Source organism: Pelagibacterium flavum, assembly GCF_025854335.1.
Taxonomy (GTDB): domain Bacteria; phylum Pseudomonadota; class Alphaproteobacteria; order Rhizobiales; family Devosiaceae; genus Pelagibacterium; species Pelagibacterium flavum.
This window is the reverse complement of record NZ_CP107716.1, coordinates 2118511-2136940: the sequence shown is the minus strand read 5'-3', so window position 1 is coordinate 2136940 and position 18430 is coordinate 2118511. Positions and strand designations below refer to the sequence as shown.

The 18430-nt window shown below is 61.9% G+C and carries 21 protein-coding genes and 1 tRNA gene; 14 read left to right on the top strand and 8 right to left on the bottom strand.

The annotated features are described in order from the left end of the window. Window positions 1–17 precede the first annotated feature (17 nt). Window positions 18–107, top strand: a tRNA-Ser gene (locus OF122_RS10690). Between the two features lie 101 nt (window positions 108–208). After that, window positions 209–895 carry a CPBP family glutamic-type intramembrane protease gene (locus OF122_RS10685; protein WP_264224240.1) on the top strand — a complete coding sequence of 229 codons (687 nt, stop codon included), beginning with the start codon at window positions 209–211 and terminating at the stop codon, window positions 893–895. Window positions 896–917: 22 nt separating this feature from the next. Here OF122_RS10685 and OF122_RS10680 read toward each other — a convergent pair whose 3' ends face one another. Together OF122_RS10680 and OF122_RS10675 are read right to left on the bottom strand one after the other, a co-directional pair. Next, window positions 918–1952 (bottom strand): aldo/keto reductase, encoded by a 1035-nt coding sequence (locus tag OF122_RS10680; RefSeq protein WP_264224239.1) that lies wholly within the window; start codon window positions 1950–1952, stop codon window positions 918–920. 11 nt (window positions 1953–1963) lie between these two features. Further along, window positions 1964–3145, bottom strand: a complete 1182-nt coding sequence (locus tag OF122_RS10675; protein WP_264224238.1) for an MFS transporter — start codon at window positions 3143–3145, stop codon at window positions 1964–1966. 102 nt (window positions 3146–3247) lie between these two features. Between OF122_RS10675 and OF122_RS10670 the strand changes: the two genes are divergently transcribed. Next, the gene (locus OF122_RS10670; RefSeq protein WP_264224237.1) at window positions 3248–4153 is read left to right on the top strand and encodes a LysR family transcriptional regulator; all 906 of its coding nucleotides are present in this window, start codon (window positions 3248–3250) and stop codon (window positions 4151–4153) included. Window positions 4154–4169: 16 nt separating this feature from the next. Here OF122_RS10670 and OF122_RS10665 read toward each other — a convergent pair whose 3' ends face one another. From OF122_RS10665 to OF122_RS10650, 4 genes are all read right to left on the bottom strand, one after another. After that, complete coding sequence (locus OF122_RS10665; RefSeq protein ID WP_264224236.1) at window positions 4170–4415, bottom strand: hypothetical protein; 246 nt, start codon at window positions 4413–4415, stop codon at window positions 4170–4172. 26 nt (window positions 4416–4441) lie between these two features. Next, a complete protein-coding gene (locus tag OF122_RS10660; RefSeq protein WP_264224235.1) occupies window positions 4442–5323 on the bottom strand; it encodes a patatin-like phospholipase family protein in 882 nt (293 codons plus the stop codon). Between the two features lie 61 nt (window positions 5324–5384). Next, window positions 5385–5693 (bottom strand): hypothetical protein, encoded by a 309-nt coding sequence (locus OF122_RS10655; protein ID WP_264224234.1) that lies wholly within the window; start codon window positions 5691–5693, stop codon window positions 5385–5387. 16 nt (window positions 5694–5709) lie between these two features. Next, entirely contained in the window at window positions 5710–5913 is a 204-nt protein-coding gene (locus OF122_RS10650) for a hypothetical protein (protein WP_264224233.1), read from the bottom strand. A gap of 99 nt (window positions 5914–6012) precedes the next feature. On the opposite strand from OF122_RS10650, the gene OF122_RS10645 reads away from it, so the two are divergent. The 11 genes from OF122_RS10645 to OF122_RS10595 all read left to right on the top strand — a co-directional run bounded on the left by OF122_RS10645 (window position 6013) and on the right by OF122_RS10595 (window position 17131). After that, complete coding sequence (locus OF122_RS10645; RefSeq protein ID WP_264224232.1) at window positions 6013–6675, top strand: 5-oxoprolinase subunit B family protein; 663 nt, start codon at window positions 6013–6015, stop codon at window positions 6673–6675. Further along, window positions 6672–7574, top strand: coding sequence for a 5-oxoprolinase subunit C family protein (locus OF122_RS10640; protein WP_264224231.1), 903 nt, complete (start codon window positions 6672–6674; stop codon window positions 7572–7574). The genes OF122_RS10645 and OF122_RS10640 overlap by 4 nt, the downstream gene beginning before the upstream one ends. Beyond that, window positions 7562–8293 carry a 5-oxoprolinase subunit PxpA gene (locus tag OF122_RS10635; protein WP_264224230.1) on the top strand — a complete coding sequence of 244 codons (732 nt, stop codon included), beginning with the start codon at window positions 7562–7564 and terminating at the stop codon, window positions 8291–8293. The genes OF122_RS10640 and OF122_RS10635 overlap by 13 nt, the downstream gene beginning before the upstream one ends. Window positions 8294–8466: 173 nt before the next feature. After that, the gene (locus OF122_RS19675) at window positions 8467–9525 is read left to right on the top strand and encodes a septal ring lytic transglycosylase RlpA family protein (protein ID WP_319019359.1); all 1059 of its coding nucleotides are present in this window, start codon (window positions 8467–8469) and stop codon (window positions 9523–9525) included. Window positions 9526–9574: 49 nt separating this feature from the next. Beyond that, window positions 9575–10741, top strand: a complete 1167-nt coding sequence (locus OF122_RS10625) for a D-alanyl-D-alanine carboxypeptidase family protein (RefSeq protein WP_264224229.1) — start codon at window positions 9575–9577, stop codon at window positions 10739–10741. Further along, complete coding sequence (gene tmk, locus OF122_RS10620; protein ID WP_264224228.1) at window positions 10741–11487, top strand: dTMP kinase; 747 nt, start codon at window positions 10741–10743, stop codon at window positions 11485–11487. The genes OF122_RS10625 and tmk overlap by 1 nt, the downstream gene beginning before the upstream one ends. After that, a complete protein-coding gene (locus OF122_RS10615; RefSeq protein WP_264224227.1) occupies window positions 11484–12515 on the top strand; it encodes an AAA family ATPase in 1032 nt (343 codons plus the stop codon). Before tmk ends, OF122_RS10615 begins: the two co-directional genes overlap by 4 nt. 7 nt (window positions 12516–12522) lie before the next feature. Further along, window positions 12523–14076, top strand: coding sequence for a methionine--tRNA ligase (metG, locus tag OF122_RS10610; RefSeq protein WP_264224226.1), 1554 nt, complete (start codon window positions 12523–12525; stop codon window positions 14074–14076). Then, window positions 14076–14858 carry a TatD family hydrolase gene (locus tag OF122_RS10605; RefSeq protein WP_264224225.1) on the top strand — a complete coding sequence of 261 codons (783 nt, stop codon included), beginning with the start codon at window positions 14076–14078 and terminating at the stop codon, window positions 14856–14858. Before metG ends, OF122_RS10605 begins: the two co-directional genes overlap by 1 nt. Beyond that, on the top strand, window positions 14855–15679 hold the full coding sequence (locus OF122_RS10600; protein WP_264224224.1) for an MBL fold metallo-hydrolase: 825 nt from the start codon (window positions 14855–14857) through the stop codon (window positions 15677–15679). The genes OF122_RS10605 and OF122_RS10600 overlap by 4 nt, the downstream gene beginning before the upstream one ends. Before the next feature lie 36 nt (window positions 15680–15715). Next, window positions 15716–17131, top strand: coding sequence for an MFS transporter (locus tag OF122_RS10595; protein ID WP_264224223.1), 1416 nt, complete (start codon window positions 15716–15718; stop codon window positions 17129–17131). Between the two features lie 24 nt (window positions 17132–17155). Here OF122_RS10595 and OF122_RS10590 read toward each other — a convergent pair whose 3' ends face one another. Next, window positions 17156–17518, bottom strand: coding sequence for a DUF4180 domain-containing protein (locus tag OF122_RS10590; RefSeq protein WP_264224222.1), 363 nt, complete (start codon window positions 17516–17518; stop codon window positions 17156–17158). A gap of 268 nt (window positions 17519–17786) precedes the next feature. Continuing rightward, entirely contained in the window at window positions 17787–18416 is a 630-nt protein-coding gene (locus tag OF122_RS10585; RefSeq protein ID WP_264224221.1) for a nucleotidyltransferase family protein, read from the bottom strand. Window positions 18417–18430: the final 14 nt, after the last annotated feature.

Genomic DNA, 18430 nt, shown 5'->3' with positions numbered 1-18430 from the left:
AGGGCTTGCGGCTCAACGGGTGGGTGGCAGAGTGGTTGATTGCACCGGTCTTGAAAACCGGCGGGCGTGAGAGCGTCTCGGGAGTTCGAATCTCCCCCCACCCGCCAAGCAGAAAAATGCGCGCTCGAGTTCCACCCCAGAGAAGAATTTCTTCAGACAGGGGAAAGGGTTGCGAACTTTGGGCCACCATGCTCAAACAAGCGCCGCCATGTTGATTGTCCGCCAGATCGCCGCGCTTTTGTTTGGGCTTGTCGCCTGGTACGCGATAGTGATCGCGTCCGATTATGTCCTCGTCAATATCTTGGAACTATCGACTGGCGCCCGTTTTGCCTTTCTCGGAGCGGCGGAGTTTGTGCTGGGTGGTGGCGCCATTGTTTTGGCGCTTCGCTTCGCCCGATTGCGTCCCGCCGATGTTGGCTGGACAATTCATCGCATCGGACCAGACGTAATCGCCGGTCTGACAATTGCCGTCCTCTTTGCCATCTTGCAGTTTTTGGTGATCATTCCGGCCACAGGCGGGGCCGAGCGAACCGACATCATCGCCAATGCGGCGCAGATGGGGGAAGCGCCTACGGGCCTGGTCGGCATGCTGATCCTGGCCTTGCTGGGCTCGACAAGTGAAGAGCTGCTGTTCCGCGGACTGCTGCTGGGTGGTGTAGCCTCGGTTTTTGGTGGCGGGAAAGCGGCATGTATCCTTGCTACGGTCGTTGTTGTCGTGCTGTTCGCCCTCAGCCACGGCTACCAGGGCTGGGCGGGCATCATTGACACGGGATTTTACGGCGGCCTCCTGTTGAGCCTTCTCTACTGGTGGCGAAAGGGGCGCCTCGCCGCCCCGATCGCCGCGCATGTCGGCTGGAACGTGATTGCCTCGGTTGTGATCTTTACGCTCTACTGAGACAGATACAGCCGGTGTCACCTCACACCATCGGCGGACTGAGACGCTTAAAGCCGTCCTGTCGACGATAGGGAAAATAGGGGTAGGGCGCGTTGACCGTGCTCGCCTCATCGAGCTTGGCAATCTGTTCAACCGTCAGATTCCAGCCCACAGAGCCCAGGTTCTGGCGCAATTGCTCTTCATTGCGCGCGCCAATGATCACTGAAGACACCGTCGGGCGCTGCAGGAGCCAGTTGAGCGCGACCTGCGCAACCGTCTTGCCCGTTTCCTCGGCTATCCCATCGAGTGTATCGACCACGCGATAGAGAAGCTCCTGATCCACTGGCGGGCCAAAGCTTTCGGTCTCATGCAGCCGGCTGCTTTCCGGCAAAGGCGTCCCGCGCCGGATCTTCCCTGTCAGCCGGCCCCAGCCCAGCGGGCTCCAGACCAGCGCCCCAAGGCCCTGATCCTCGCCCAGTGGCATCAATTCCCATTCATAGTCGCGCCCGACCAGCGAATAATAGACCTGATTGGCGACGTAGCGCGGCCAACCGTGGCGGTCGGCCACGGCCAGTGACTTCATCACCTGCCAGCCCGAGAAATTGGAGACACCGACATAGCGGACCTTACCGGCCCGAACCAGCATATCGAGCGTTGAAAGCACCTCCTCGATTGGTGTACCCGCGTCGAACGCATGGAGCTGAAAGACGTCGATATAGTCTGTCTGAAGACGGCGCAGCGCATCCTCGACCGCCCCGATCAGCCGGAAACGGGACGAACCGCCATCATTCGGGCCGTCGCCCATCGGAAGGCTGGCCTTGGTCGAGATCAGTACCGAGTCGCGCTTGCCTCTGATAGCCTCGCCGAGCACCTCCTCGGAGGCTCCGTCTGAATAGACATCGGCGGTGTCGAACAGATTGACACCGGCCTCGAGGCAAATGTCGACGAGTCGCCGTGCCTCAGTGGCGTCTGAAGTGCCCCAATTGCCGAAAAGCGGGCCGGTTCCACCGAACGTGCCGGCACCAAAGCTGAGAGCCGGTACCTTGAGGCCTGATTTGCCAAGCGGTCTGTAGTCCATGGAAGTACTCCTTAGTGAATGGGGTTGCAGGCGGGCGTCGACAAAGGCCGCCTGCCTGGACGAACGGCGATCAGCGCGATCGCTATGGCGAGAAGCGGAAACAGTGCGGCGACGACCGGCACGAGGGCGAGCCCCGGTCCGTGATCGATAACCACGCCACCAGTCCACGCACCAACAGCATTGCCGAGATTGAAGGCACCGATGTTGAAGCTCGATGCGAGGCTCTGTCCGGCCCCTTCGGCTTTTGACAGCACCCACATCTGCAGGGGTGCGACCGTGGCAAAGCCCGTCGCACCAAGAAAGCCGGTAAAAACCACGGCGGTGACTTGATTGCCCAATGTGAAGGTCATCAGACCCAGGACGAGAGTGAGCGCCGCCAGCGTTCCCAATATGGAGGGAACAAGGCCACGGTCGGCCAGCCTGCCGCCCAGCAAATTTCCCGCGAACAGACCACCTCCGAACACCAGCAGGATCGGGGAGACGGCACCGTCGTCGAACCCGCCAATCTCGGTCAGCAAGGGCGCGATATAGGTAAAGACGGCAAAAACGCCCGCATACCCGAACACAGTCGTCAAAAGACCAAGCAGCACGGGGCGGCGGCCTATGGCGCGCAGATCTGCACGCCAGTCCGATGCTTGCGGCCGCGTCCGGTCTTCCGGCACCAGCCAGGCCATGACGACGATAGCAACAAGCCCGACTCCCGTGACGGCCCAGAAGGTTGCCCGCCAGCCAAAGTGCTGGCCAAGCCAGGTGCCGAAAGGCACGCCCAGCACTGTCGCCACCGTTAGACCAGTGAACATGATGGCAATGGCCGACGCGCGCTTGTCCTCGGAAACAAGCCCTGTGGCTACCACCGCGCCGACCCCGAAGAACGTACCGTGGGTCAGCGCCGTCAGCACCCGCGCCGCCATCAGCCAACCATAGGTGGGGGCGAGCGCGCACGCGGCATTGCCGACAACGAAAATCACCATCAGCCCGATCAGCACGCGCTTGCGGGGCCAGCGTGCCGTGAGCACGGTCAGAACCGGGGCGCCGACGGTAACCCCAAGCGCATAGCCCGAGATCAGAAGTCCCGCGGCCGCGATGGTGACGTTCAATTCACGGCTGACCTCCAAAAGCAGGCCCATGATGACAAATTCGGTAACGCCCACGCCGAAAGCGCCGACGGTCAGGGCATAAAGTGCCAAAGGCATGTGAAATCTCTATTCGTTCGAAACTGATTTCCGAAAGATAGACCTTCAGTATGCGATGAAATAGAATGCGCATTGGAACAGCACTTGTGAGTTCAAATCATCATGGCCCGCATTGACGTGAATCGATCAGGCGAGATGGAGATGTTCGTGCGAGTGGTCGAACTGGGCGGCTTTTCTCCGGCCGCCCGCGCCGCGCGCATGACGCCATCGGCAGTCAGCAAGCTGATCGCCCGGCTCGAAGCGCGCCTCGGTGCCAGACTGCTCAATCGCTCGACGCGCCAGCTCCAACTCACTCCCGAGGGCTGCGCCTTCTATGAACGGGCAACGCGCGTGCTGGCCGATTTGGAAGACGCTGAACGGGCAGCGGGCATGGGCGAGGCGGCTGTAGGCCGCGTGCGTATCAACACCAGCGCGTCCTATGCCACTCATATCCTGGCACCATTGCTCCCCGAATTTCTGGCAAGCCACCCGGGTATCACGCTCGACATCGTGCAAACCGACGCCGTGGTCGATCTGCTGGCCGAGCGCATGGACGTGGCAATCCGCGCAGGACCGCTAAAGAGTTCAAGCCTTGTTGCCCGCAAGCTCGGCGAAACGCCGTTGGTGATCGTTGCGGCGCCAGCCTATCTCGAGCGCCGCGGAGAACCGCTTAGCATCGCCGATCTCGAAAACCATGATCGCCTTGGCTTCGGTTATGCCCGCTCGGTCGATGGCTGGACGCTTCGGGAACAGGGAAAAACCACCATCGTCCCGGTCAGCGGCCGGGTGCAGGCGAGTGACGGCGAGGGCGTGCGCCAGCTGGCATTGTCGGGCGTGGGTCTGGCCCGGTTGGCTGGCTTTACCGTTCGCGATGACATCGCGGCGGGACGCCTTGTGCCGGTGCTCGACCACCTCCAGACCGGCGACAAGGAAACCTTCCACGCCGTTTATGTCGGGCAGGGCGGCCCACTACCGTCACGCGTCAGGGCGCTGCTCGATTTCCTCGCCCGGCACGGAAGGGTCTCCTGACGAACCCTGGCTACGGCTAAAACTCGGATTCTCCAGCCCCCGGCACGCGCAAATCGGCGGCGCTCGGCAGAGCGCCCGGATTTGTGGTCAGCGTAGCGGCCACGCCGAGTTCATGTGAAGTCGTGCACCCATTGGGCTCGAAATTGCTCGCCACGCACTCGACCTTGGTCTTCTGGCTGACACTGAGCTCGGGGCTCCCCGACGAGGTGGACGAACACGCTGCAAGAACCAGCAGGCAAAGCGTCGCGGCAAGAATTTTCATTATTTTGGGTCCGTCTCATCAACCGGTCAGATGTCGATTCTATGCCCCGAACGATGGAAGTTTTCCAGCTTTTCTTCCATGACGCGCTTGAACCTGTCCTTGTCTGGATCGCAGGCCTCAAGCAGTTCCTTGACCCTCCAGAACTCCATCAAGCCAAAGGGATTTACAGCCGGCCGGATATAGATATCGGGGGGATAGCGTTCCAACTGGGCGCGCACGATCGTCTGGATCATGATCTGCGTGGCCACGAACCCGAGATCGACCATTCCAGGGTCTGCTTCCTGGGCCGGAGGCTCTGGGCTTCCGTTCACGTCAACGGCAACCACGATATCGGACTCGGCCATGACCTGATCGACTGGAACGGGATTGATGACACCGCCATCGATATAGGTGCGGCCGTCCAGACGAACGGGCTTGAACGCAGCTGGAATGGCCAGCGAAGCAGCAATTCCGATCCGCAACGGACCGGAATCAAACACCACCTGTTCCCAGCTGTAATAGTCGGCGGCTACTGTCGAAAACGGCACCTTGAGCTCGGAAAAGTCCTCGGGAAACCCGTCAGGCAGAAAGGCGTCGGTTATGCTCTCGGCATCGACCTGAAAGCTCAGCCCGTTCTGCAATATGCCGATCAGGCTGGGCCGGTGTGCCGACCATACGGTTCCGGCGACCAGCTGAAAGCTGCCAAGGACGCTGTAGGCGTACTCACGCAACTCGGCGCCTGTCATCCCGTTCGCCCAGCCCGCACCAATCAGCGCGCCGATGGAACAGCCCGATATCCGGGATGGCCTAAGGCCAAGCTCGTCCATCGCCTCGATATAGGGTATGTGGGAAAGCCCGCGCGCCGCGCCGCCGCCCAGGGCCACACCGATGCGTGGAGAAGATGAAGTCCGGGCAATCTCAACGTCCATGGCCGCGCCCCGTTTGCCAATGCAGCGTCAATCTAGGCAGGCATCGGCCTTGGTGCAACGGCTAGAGCGTTTCGGTCGCACTCTTGTGACGGAAGGCCCATTGCGGCACGACGATCACATTGCCACAGGTAGCTTCCGGGCTGGAACGATAGGCCATTTCCCAGGCCCGTTCGATGATTTCCTCGATCGACAGGCTAAGGCAACTGGGCAGACTCTGCGAGCGGTCAAGATTTTCCAGGACCGCTTCGACCTGGCCGCACAATGCGCGCTGCTGTAATGTCTGTGATCTCATGTGCTTCATGGGGCCCATTTGATCATCAAGTTGCCAAAGCCCGGCAAACGCATCGCGGAAAAATTGAATAAATCGCACCGCGCCCGATCAATCTCTAGGGAAGGCTGGGAGGCTCGCGGTCGTTCTTGTCGCTGTCGCTCATGCGCTGATACCGCCGCCTTGTGATGATGTACATCACAACCGCAACCACCAGTGCGCCCCCGAGCATGACGAACCCGAATTCGGCCGCCGAAAGCCCCAGCGTCAACAGCGCGACAACCAGAATCACAAGACTGGCCGCAATGATAAAAATCCGCATGATGCCTCCAGACCCTAATCATCGTGTCGTGTTTGACTTGCCAATGCAAGCACTCCCCGCTACGCCCTCACAGGCATCGGAAAAGGGGCAGGATACGCAGTGGATGGCATTGTCGAGATCGTTCCAACGCTTATGCCGCTCGGCGACAGCGGCATTCTCGTACGCTTTGCCGATCGTCTCGACCTGAGCGCCAACGCGGCCGCCATTGCCTTTGCACGAAACCTCGAAATCCGCCCCATTCCCGGCATTGTCGAAATCGTCCCCAATCTTGTCTCCGTCCTGGTGCGCTACGACCCGCAGCGCATCGGCTACGCTACGCTCAGCGGCGAATTGAGGCTCATCGACCGGGTCGGCCAGCACGATGCGCAACCGGCCCGCCATACGATTCCCATTGCCTATGGCGGCGAGGAGGGCCCCGATATCGAAGCTGTGGCACGTGAACTCGGACTGACAGTTCCCGCCTTCATCGATGCCCACAGGTACAGTCCGCTGCACATCCTTGCCGTCGGCTTTGCGCCGGGCTTCGTTTACTGCGGCATGCATGCCGAGGATCTTCTCGTGCCACGCCGCAAGGAGGTCAGGCGTTCTGTTCCCGCTGGCAGCATTCTTTTCGCGGCCCGCCAGACGGCCATTACCGCCACGCCCGTCCCCACCGGCTGGGCTGTGATCGGCCGCACCAGCCTTATCAATTTCGATCCCGCCGCGTCCCCGCCCACCCGGCTGCGGGCGGGGGACACGATCACCTTCGAGACCGCCCGATGAGCCGCGTCGTTCTCACCCGCGTCAGCCCGATGACAACAATTCAGGACGCCGGGCGTCCGGGGCTTTTCGCCCATGGTATCGGTGCCTCTGGCCCCATGGATCGGGCCGGTTACGCGCTTGCCGCCGCGACAGCTGAGATACCATGTGGGGCGGCAATCGAGATCGGCCCCTTGGGCCTCGATTTCACCTATCACGGCGCCCCGCTGGCGACCGGTGCGGCCGGCGGCTCATTTACGCTGACCGTCGATGGCGATGCCCGCCCCTGGCCATCCCGCATCGACCTTGTCGAAGAGGCGAAAATTTCCATAAAACCCGGCCCCTACGGCAATTATGCCTATCTGCGCTTTGCAGCGGAAATCGGTGTTCCCGTTGTTCTCGGCAGCCGATCCACAAACGCAACGGTTGGGCTGGGTGGCCTCGATGGCCGCATGCTCGCTGCCGGCGACGAACTTGACCTCGATGAGCTGACCGACACCCCGATTGCCCCGATCCGCCCCGCAACCGCCGCGCCGGGCGACCCCATCCGCTTTGTCTGGGGCATCCACGCGGACCTGTTTTCCGCCGCGATCCGCGCAGCTTTCACCGCGTCCGGTTTCCGCATCTCCGCGCGCATGGATCGCATGGGCGTCAGGCTCGATGACACTGAATCCGTTTTTGCCGATGCAAGACTGCTCAATCTCGTTTCCGACGCCGTCGTGCCCGGCGACATTCAGATCCTCGGCGATGGCACCCCGATTGTTCTCATGCGCGACAACCAGCCCACTGGCGGCTATCCACGCATCGGCACGGTCATCGATGCCGATCTGGACCGCTTCGCCCAGCTCCGCGCGGGAAAAATGGTGCGCTTTGAACCCGTTACCGTCGCGCACGCGCACAGGATCTCCAAATGGAAGCCCTGATCGATCTCAACGCCGATCTGGGTGAGGGCATAGGCGACGACCTTGCCATGCTCGAAATCGTCACCAGCGCCTCCATTGCCTGCGGCGGCCACGCCGGCAATGAGCAAACAATGCGCGCCGCCATAAAGGGCGCGCTTGCCAATAGCGTCCGCATCGGCGCACATCCAGGTTTCGAGGATCCCGACAATTTCGGTCGCCGCCGCCTTGATTTGCCCTTCGAAACGGTCCGTAGCCAGGTTCTGGCCCAGATAGCCCGTCTGGCATCCGTCGCGGCGGAGGAGGGGGCTTCCATCGCCTATCTCAAGCTCCACGGCGCTCTCGCCAATATGGCTGCAGAAAACGAAGCCCTTTCGCGCGCCATCTTCGCAGGCGTGGCCGAACGGTATTCCGGCATCGCCATTCTCGCCCTCGCGGCTTCAGCCCAGGAAAAGGCCGCGCAAGAACTCGGGCTTCCGATTATCGCCGAAGCCTATGCCGACCGTGCCTACACGCCTGACGGACTGCTGGCAGACCGCAACCTGCCTGGCAGCGTGCTTGAGGATACCGCTTCCGTCGTCGCCCAATGCCTTCGGCTCGCCGAGCACGGTGAAATCGTCGCGATAGACGGAACGGTTTTCCAATCCAGCGCCCGTTCGATCTGCCTGCATGGAGACACCCCGGGCGCCATCGGCCATGCCCGCGCGGTGCGCAACGCGCTCAAGACGCGCGGCCTGATGTAGCCGCTCCGCTCCAAAAGACTGCCCGGACGTTAAGAAAACCTACACAAACCTGTGGTTTCTGGAAGGTTCGATATGCGAAAGAACCGCAAGTCCGCGGGCGTGCTTTCAGCAATAGTGGAACCGGTTTTGCGGTTCGAAAGCGCAACAATCTTGTTGGTATTGGGTCAGATTGTATGAGCTCGAAGATCGGATCGGCGCGTCGCCGCTCTCTTTTTGCCGCCATTGGCACCTCCGTTGCCGCCGCTGTTTTGCTGGCCGGCTGTAGCGGTGCCGACCTTTTCGCAGGTAATGAGTTTTTCTCCGAATCCTCGATGGGCGTGAAGGCCTCGCCACGGGTCACCACCTCGCGCAACGTCCCAAAGGGTGGCGGGCGCTATGTGGTCGGCCAGCCCTATACAGTGGCCGGCAATCGCTTTGTTCCGCGCGAGCAGCCCGATCTCGACGTGACGGGCCGAGCCTCCTGGTACGGCCCTGCATTCCATGGTCGCCTTACGGCCAATGGCGAAGTCTTTGACATGTATGCACTGTCGGGGGCCCATCCGACGCTGCCGCTGCCATCCTATGTGCGCGTCACCAATACCGAAAATGGCGCATCGACCATCGTTCGCATCAATGATCGCGGCCCCTTTTCTTATGAGCGGACCATCGATCTGTCGCGCCGCGCCGCCGAAGTTCTCGGCTTCCAGCAGCAGGGCACGGCCGATGTTCGCGTGCAATATATCGGGCCGGCCCCGCTCAACGGGGACGACACCAAATTCCTGGTTGCCTCGATCAACCAACTGACGCCCTACGAGATCCAGAACAACACACGTATGGCCTACCAGGAGCCGGTTCAGGTCGCCGAGACAGCTCCCGCGCCGGTTGCGGCTCCTGCGGCGCCGACGCCTGTTCCGCGCCCCACGACGGCATCGGAGGCGGCAGGCAGTATTGCCGCGCCTGAGTATATTCCATTTCAGGTGCTCTCCTACGCCGGTGCAACCAGCCTCGAAACGGCGTCCGAGCCCAATGGAACGCCGATCCGCATGGCATTGGGCACATGGAACGACGAAACGATTGCCCGCGACATCGCGACCCGATTTGCCATCCTTGGTGCCGTCGATACGACCACCCTTGTTGAGGGCGACCAAACGGTCACTCACCTGATGCTGACCCATCTTCGCGAAGGTGTGACCGCGACCGATGCCACGGACATGGCAACGTCCCTTGGCTTGCCGTCCCCAATTTTGTATTGAGGGAACAAGACTTAAATAAAATAGGGGCGCCACGGCGCGGCTGGTTCTCATGGTTCGTCTGGAACGTACCTGGCGCGTAATTCTTGTTGGATTGGCCATCATTGCCGCTCTGGCCCACCCGGCCTATTCACAGCTCGATTTCGATACCAGCGCTCCATACGCCATTCTGGTCGATCATGAATCGGGCACCGTCCTTTTTCAGAAGGAAGCCGATACAAGGATCGAGCCGGCCAGCATGGCCAAATTGATGACCGTCGCGGTTGTCCTCGACATGGTCAAACGCGGCGCGCTCAGCCTTAGCGATCAGTTTTTCATTTCCGAGCACGCCTGGCGCACAGGCGGCGCGCCGTCCGGCGGCTCGGCGATGTTTGCCGAGCTTGGTTCGCAGGTCAGTGTCGATGATCTGTTGCACTCGGTCATCATCCAGTCGGGCAATGACGCGTCCATCGCGCTGGCCGAAGGTATTGCGGGCAGCGAGCCGGTTTTTGCCGACATCATGAATGAATTTGCCCAGGACATAGGGCTCACCGATTCCCATTTCACCAATGCCAGCGGTCTCCCCGATCCCGATATGTACGTAACGGCCCGCGATCTGGCCAATCTTGCCCGCTACATCATCCGTGAATTTCCAGACTACTACCCGGTCTTCGCCATTGAGGAATTCACCTGGAACGGCATCCGGCAATCCAACCGCAACGGCCTTTTGGGCCTGGGCATCGGGGTCGACGGCCTCAAGACCGGGCACACCGAGGCTGCCGGCTACGGCATTGCCGCTTCCACCACCCAGGGCGGACGTCGTCTCGTTGCCGTGCTGCATGGCATGGAGAGCGTGAACCAGCGCAACGAACAGGCGCGGGCCCTCATCACATGGGGCGCCCGCAGCTTCGAGCGCATCCCCGCCTTTGCCGATGGCGCAATCGTCGGACAGGCCAGCGTTTATGGCGGCGAACAGGCCAGCGTCGGCCTCGTCGGCGAGGGCAGCATCGATATCTACCTGCCGCGCGGCAACCGTCGCTGCCTTTCGGCCAGCATCACCTACGCCGCCCCCATCCTTCCGCCGGTTCGAGCAGGCGACAGGCTTGCGCAACTCAACATACTTTGCGATGACCAGATCATTCAGACCGCTCCGCTTTACGCGGCAGAGGCCGTCGAACAGGGTGGCATCACGCGCCGGGCAGCCGACGCGCTTTGGGAACTTGCATTCGGCTGGTTTTAGTGAACGCAGCTTATGGTGGTCTGGCGGCCGCAACAGGATTTGATACGGACACGATGGCGGCAGATCAGCACCGATCGATCACACCCCGATTCATTACATTCGAGGGTGGGGAGGGCGTAGGCAAATCCACCCAGGTCCGCCGCCTGGCCGATCGGCTGTCGGAGCTCGGCATTTCCGTTGTCCGCACCCGCGAGCCCGGCGGCACGCCCAAGGCCGAGGCCGTCCGCTCCTTCATCCTGCAGGGCAAACCGGAAAGCTGGGGCGTAGGCGCCGAGGCCATTCTGTTCGCCTCCGCCCGCCTCGACCATGTCAACCAGTTGATCGCGCCCTCGCTGGCCGAAGGAAAGTGGGTGATTTGCGACCGCTTTGCCGATTCCACCCGCGCCTATCAGGGCCTGACCGGTGGGGTCGATGACAAACTGATCGACGCACTCGAACATCTCGCCCTCAACGGGCACACGCCCGATCTGACAATCATCCTCGATATGGATCCCGATATCGCCTTCGAGCGCGTTCGCAAACGCGCCATGGAAGATGGCATGCCGGCGGTCGCCGATCGCTTTGAAAAAGAGGATCTCGCCTTCCATCGCCGCCTGCGCGACAATTTCCTCGCCATCGCGATTTCCAATCCGGGCCGCTGCGTCGTGCTATCCGCCGATACTGAGGAAGAGGTGCTCACAGAGGCCATCTGGCGCGCCGTTCTCGACCATTTCCCCGATCTCGCCCGCGAAGGAATGGCCGAGTGAGTATAGAGCGTCGCGAAGCCGACCAGATCGCCAACGTGCCGGCCCCCGAATTCGGCACGCTCGTCGGTCATGGCCAGGCGCACGCCTCGCTGCTGGGTGCGCTCGACCGCAATCGCCTGCCCAGTGCCATTCTGTTGCATGGCCCGCGTGGCATCGGCAAGGCGACCTTCGCTTTCGAGATCGCCCGTCAGGTTCTCTCACGCACCTCCGACGAATCCGAGGAACGGATCAGTGCTCAGGTCGCCGCATTGGCCCACCCGAACCTGTTCCTTTTGCGCCGCACCACCGATCCCGCCAATTCCGAAAAGTACTATTCGGCCATCCGCGTCGACGACGTGCGCGCCATGCGCGATTCCCTGCACCAGACCCGGGGCAGGGCGGGCTACCGCATCGCCATCATCGACAGCGTGGACGATTGCAACGCCAACTCGGCCAATGCGCTGCTCAAGACGCTGGAAGAACCGCCCGCCGACACCATGTTCATCGTGCTGTCCCATCGCCCCGGCGGCATGCTGGCCACCATCCGCTCGCGCTGCCAGAGTTTTGGCCTGCGCCCGCTCGCCGATCCTGATACCGCACAGGTGATAGCGCGCGTCCGCCCCGATCTGGCGTCCGAAGATGTCTCCCGCGCCGTCAGCTTTGCCGCTGGTCGCCCCCGCCGCGGCTTTGAATCCCTCATGCTCGAGGAGGGCGACGTTCTCGACGCCCTTCAAACCTGGCTCCAAAACCCCGCCGCTCACCCGACCCGCGCCCATCTCAAGATTGCCGACGGGCTGGCCGCCTCCAGGGGAGCCGAGTTGGGCTTTGCCCAGGACATGATCCGCGACTGGCTCGCCACCGAGGCCGAATCCGCCGCCCGCGTGGGCCCTGCCGCACGTTTCCGCCTTGCTTCGGCCAATGGCCTGTGGGAGAAGGCCAACGCCCTTATCGCCGATGCCGATATCTACAATCTTGACCGGCGGCAAACGCTGGTCGCAATCTTTGATTTCCTGCGCGACCATGTGCGCAGAACCACGCCCGTGAGCTGATTTTCCTATGAGCCGCCCGACCTTTTACATCACCACGCCGATCTTTTACCCCAACGGCGTCCCCCATATCGGCCATGCCTATACCGCCATCGCCAGCGACGTCATCGCGCGCTTTCACCGGCTGGACGGCAAGGACGTGTTCTTTCTGACCGGCACCGACGAGCATGGCCAGAAGATGCAACAGACCGCTGAAAAGGAGGGGATCGCACCGATCGAGCTGGCGACCAGGAATTCGCAGGCCTTCAAGGACCTCTGGGCCACCCTAAACATCTCCTACGACGACTACATCCGCACCACCGAGGAGCGGCACCACAAGGCCTCGCAGGCCATCTGGAACAAGATGGTCGAAAAGGGCGATATCTATCTCGACTCCTATTCCGGCTGGTATTCGGTCCGTCAGGAAGCCTTCTTCGACGAAAAGGAAACCACGCTCGGTGCGGACGGCATCCGCCGCGAACCGCTCGGCTCGCCCGTCGAATGGGTCGAGGAGGAAAGCTATTTCTTCCGCCTCTCGGCCTATGGCGACAAACTTCTGGCCCACTACCAGGCCAACCCCGGTTTCATTCTGCCCGCCGAACGGCGCAACGAAGTCGCCAGCTTCGTCAAATCGGGCCTGCGCGATCTTTCGATTTCGCGCACCACGTTCGATTGGGGCGTGCCCGTGCCCAACGACCCCAAGCACATCATGTATGTCTGGGTCGATGCGCTCACCAACTACCTCACCGCCGCCGGCTACCCCGACGAAAGCGATGAGCGTTGGAAATACTGGCCCGCCAACCTCCACATGATCGGCAAGGACATCGTGCGGTTCCACGCCGTCTATTGGCCCGCCTTCCTCATGAGTGCCGATATCGAACTGCCCAAGCGCGTCTTCGCCCATGGGTTCCTGTTCAACCGCGGCGAAAAGATGAGCAAATCGGTTGGCAACGTGGTCGATCCCATCGAGCTTGTCGAAAAATACGGCCTCGACGCCATGCGCTATTACTTCCTGCGCGAAGTGTCGTTTGGCAGCGACGGCTCTTACAATCACGAAGCCATCGTCAACCGCATCAACGCCGACCTCGCAAACGATCTGGGCAACCTCGCCCAGCGCTCGCTCTCCATGGTCGCCAAGAACTGCGAGGGGCTGGTTCCTGCGCCGGGCGAGTTGACCCCGGAGGACCGGGCCATCCTCGGCGCCGCGGACGCCCTGCTCGACACCTCACGCGCCGCGATGGACGATCAGGCCATCCACCAAATGCTCAATGCCGTCTGGCAGGTCGTGGCCGATGCCAACCGCTATTTCGCGGGGCAGGAGCCCTGGGCGCTGCGCAAGACCGATCCTGCCCGCATGGCCACGGTGCTTTACGTCACCATCGAGGTCGTCCGTCAGGTCGCCATTCTCGCCCAGCCTGTCATGCCGGCCTCGAGCGAAAAGCTGCTCGATCTTCTGGGACTCCACGCTCAGGGCCGCTCTTTCGAGCAATTGGGCTCTTATGGCCGCCTCGTGCCCGGCACCGCGCTGCCCCCTCCCGAAGGCGTCTTTCCCCGCTATGTGGAAAAGGATGAAGGCGCGGCCTGATGCTTGTCGATAGCCACTGCCATCTCGATTTCGACGTGCTCGCCGACGATATCGACGGCGTTCTGACGCGCGCGCGAGAAAACGGCGTGAGCCATTGCGTCACCATCTCCACCCGCATCCGCCGCTTCGCCACGCTTCTGGCCATTGCCGAAAAACATGAGAACGTCTTCTGTTCAGTCGGCACTCATCCGCACAATGCGCATGAAGAACTCGATATAAGCATCAATGAAATAATCGCTTTATCGCAACATCCAAAATGTGTTGCCATCGGCGAGGCCGGGCTCGATTACCACTACGATTCCTCGCCCCGCGATGCCCAGGCCCAGGGCTTCCGCAATCACATCGCCGTCGCCCGCCAGACCGGCCTGCCGCTGGTCATCCACGCCCGCGCCGCCGATGAAGACATGATTGCCATTCTCGAAGAGGAAACCGGGCAGGGGGCTTTCCCCTTCGTCCTGCACTGCTTTTCCTCCGGCGCCGAACTGGCCCGTCGCGGTCTGGCGCTCGGCGGCTATGTTTCCTTTTCGGGCATCGTTACCTTCAAGAACGCCGCCGAAATCCAGCAGGTAGCGCAATTCGTCCCCGAAGACCGGTTCCTCGTCGAAACTGACGCGCCATACCTCGCGCCGGTTCCCCATCGGGGCAAACCCAACCAGCCGGCCTTCGTGCGCCACACCGCCGAAAAGCTGGCCGAACTGCGCAACGTTCCATTCGAAACCATCGCCGAACAATCCACCCGCAATTTCGCCCGGCTGTTTTCAAAGACGGGGCTGACCGTATGACCGACAAGCCCGCCACCCGGCTGACCGCCCGCATCCTGGGCTGCGGTTCGTCCGGCGGCGTGCCGCGTATCGGCAATGTCTGGGGCGCCTGCGACCCCCAAAACCCCAAAAACCGCCGCCTGCGTTGCGCACTGCTGGTCACCGGCACGCGCGACGACACCGACGGCATAACCCGCGTTCTCATCGACGCCGGACCCGACCTGCGCGAACAAATGCTCGCCGCCCACGTGCCGGAGATCGATGCGGTGTTTTTCACCCACGAACATGCCGACCACACCCACGGTATCGACGATCTGCGCGTCCTGGCCCTCAACGCAAGGCGCCGGGTGGACGCTTACATGTCGATCGCTACCGAAGTCCGGCTCCGCGAAGCGTTCGGCTACTGCTTTACGGCCCCCGAAAACAGCTCATACCCGCCCATTCTCAACACCAATTCCATTGCCGATGGCGAGGAAGTTGTTGTCGAAGGGGCAGGGGGCGCGATCACGATAAGGCCCTTCGAGCAGCAACACGGATCGATCACCTCGCTCGGTTTCCGTATAGGTCAACTTGCCTATTCCTGCGATCTGTCGGGCATTCCCGAGACATCTCATTGGGCCATCGAGAACCTCGATACCTGGATCCTCGACGCCCTGCGCTATACGCCCCATCCGAGCCATCTCGACCTCGAACAGGCGCTGGCGCTCATCGAAACCCATCGGCCGCAGGAAGCCGTGCTCACCAATCTCCACGTCGATATGGATTACGTGACCCTCAAAGCCGAAACGCCGGACCACGTCACCCCGGCATTCGACGGCATGGAGATCGACATCAGGCTTTAGGTTCGATACGGTTTTCGTCTCACGCGAGCGTCCGTCATGAGCAATCCCGACAGTGCCGAAACGCCAATCCGCGACACGCGCTGGGTGCTCCCGGCCACCATCCTGGGCTCGAGCCTGGGCTTTATCGACGGCTCGGTGGTCAACGTCGCCTTGCCCGCCATTCAGTCCGATCTCGATGCTGGTCTGTCGACCGCCCAATGGGTGGTCAATGGCTACATGCTCATGCTCGGCAGCCTCATTCTGCTCGGCGGCACCATCGGTGACCGTTTCGGCCAGCGCCGGATATTCCTGTTCGGTCTTGTCGGCTTTGCCATTGCCTCCGTCGCCTGCGCCCTCGCGCCATCCCCATTGGCGCTTGTCGCCGCGCGGACCATCCAGGGCATTGCCGCAGCCTTTCTCGTGCCATCCAGCCTGGCGCTGATCGGTTCGGCCTTCACTGGCGAAGCCCGCGGCAAGGCCATCGGCACATGGGCCGCGGCCGGTGCGCTGACAACGGCACTCGGCCCGCCTTTCGGCGGCTGGCTGGTCGATACGGTCGGCTGGCGGGCCATCTTCTATATCAACATTCCCATTGCCGCCGCCGCGCTGGCCATGGGCTGGCGCATCGCCGCGGCGCCCGCTGGCCGCACCTATCGCGAGTTCGACATTGCCGGCACAATTGCCATGGTCGCAGGTCTCGGCCTGCTCTCTTACGGCCTCATCGCCGCCGGGGAGGGCAACACAACCGTCGGCAGCCTCGCCATTGCCGCTTCAATTCCCTTTGCCATCGGCTTTTTCTTCATCGAACGCCGCGCCAATGAGCCGCTCGTCCCCATGACGCTGTTCGCCAGCAGCCAGTTTTCCGGGGCAAACCTGCTTACAGTAACCCTCTACGCCTCGCTTTCAGGCTCGCTGTTCATCCTGCCTTTCGTCCTGATCTACGCGAACGGCTACAGCGCCACCATGGCCGGCGCCGCGCTGTTGCCGTTCTCGATCCTGCTCGGTCTTGGCTCGCGCTATGCCGGGGCGCTCGCCAAGCGCATCGGCACCCGCATCATGCTGATCGCCGGCCCGGCCGCCACTGGCGCCGGATATGTCGTCCTCGCCATCATGGTCGATATGGGCGGCTATTGGTTGGCCTTCTTCCCGGGTCTCGTCGTCATCGGGGTGGGCATGACGATAACCGTCGCGCCGCTCACGACGGCCGTGTTCGATGCCGCTCCCGACGATGCCGGCGGCACCGCATCGGGCATCAACAATGCCGCCTCGCGCATCGGCGGCCTCGTCGCCGTCGCCGCCCTCGGCTTTGCATTTGGCGGTTCCGACCTTTCAACCCTGCCGCCCGAGGCCCTGCGCATGTCCTATCGCTGGATCATGGCCGCCGCAGCCTGCCTGGCCTTCGCCAGCGCCCTGGCGGCCGCCGCAACGATCAAGGACAAGGGACAACAGAGCAGGGCACCCGAAACCGCCTGACCCCGCCGGCGCGTCTTGAACTCGCTATGCTCCGAGCCGCGCTTCCAGCGCTGCCATATCCGGCACCATCCAGAGTGTCAGCCCATTATTGGTCTCATAGACATAATCGTGGAAAGCCTTGCTCGCTGCCACATGGCCGGAGACATCGCCAAGGATAACCATCCGCACCCGGTAATTGGCAGCCTTCTGCGCCATTTCGCCGAGTATCCCGGAGCGCAAGCTGAACACTTCGCCCGGCAGGCACTCTACGGGCACCGCAATGATTTCCACTTCATGTTCCCACGCCAGCCCGATCAGATCGTTGGCCAAAGTCGCCGCTGCCAGATCATGCGAAGCATCGAGAACAAGAACATGGCGATTTGCGAGCTCAACAACAGTCCGGGACATATGTGGGATCTCCTTTCAAAACGAGGCGCGCTTGTATCAGCCGGTCGACGCGATGACCAGTTCGCCTCCGAAGCAGTCTGGCAAAGACCGCGCACGGTCGATGGGATCGCGGACAAGAGCGTGCACTATCGGCGGGATCGAGAGCGGTTTGCGTGGCACCTACGGCCAAACCCCAGCAAATCGGCCATTCTCTTATATCCAAAAGTTCCATAATATATATTATGCGAATCTGATATTAGCGATGGCCGCCATCTTTGGACCCGCCCTGTTACACCAGCCCGGTCCCATCCTCGGACCAGGACACGATTTCCACCTCGGGCCACACACTCTTGGCCCTCTCGCCCTTTTCGATATGGGCCTGCCGGCTCTTGCCCAGCCGGTTCGGTGTCACACGGAAAGCAAACAGATCGTCGAGCCCGAACGGCGCCTCGACCGTGAGACCGCCACCGTCATCCAGCGCGACGGCAACCGCATGCGTGCGCGAGGCGTACCGCGTCAGTGCCTCGGCCGATGATTTAAGCGGAGGCACGTCAAACCCGAACTTCTCGCCAAACCACAGATGCACGCGTGCCTGATTGCGGATTTCGACAGGCACCGGCGCATCCGACAGCAGCGCCCCAACCCGCCGTATCACGGCGTCCTCCGCTGCATAGCTTAGATCGGTGTCGTCAAAATAGATGGCATCGATATCCTTGACGCCATACCAGGTCGGGCGCCCCGTCAATCCGTTCCACACCGTCTGATAGACCGCACCACCACCCACCAGTGCTTGCGGCAGCTCTGCGGCCCGCAAGATCTCCAGAACGCTCATCAGCGCTTCATTGCCGCGCACAAGGGTTTCCAGCGCGCCCAATTGCTCATCCGGTGTGGCTTTCGCATATCGCAAATGATCCGACATGCTAGCCAGCCTAC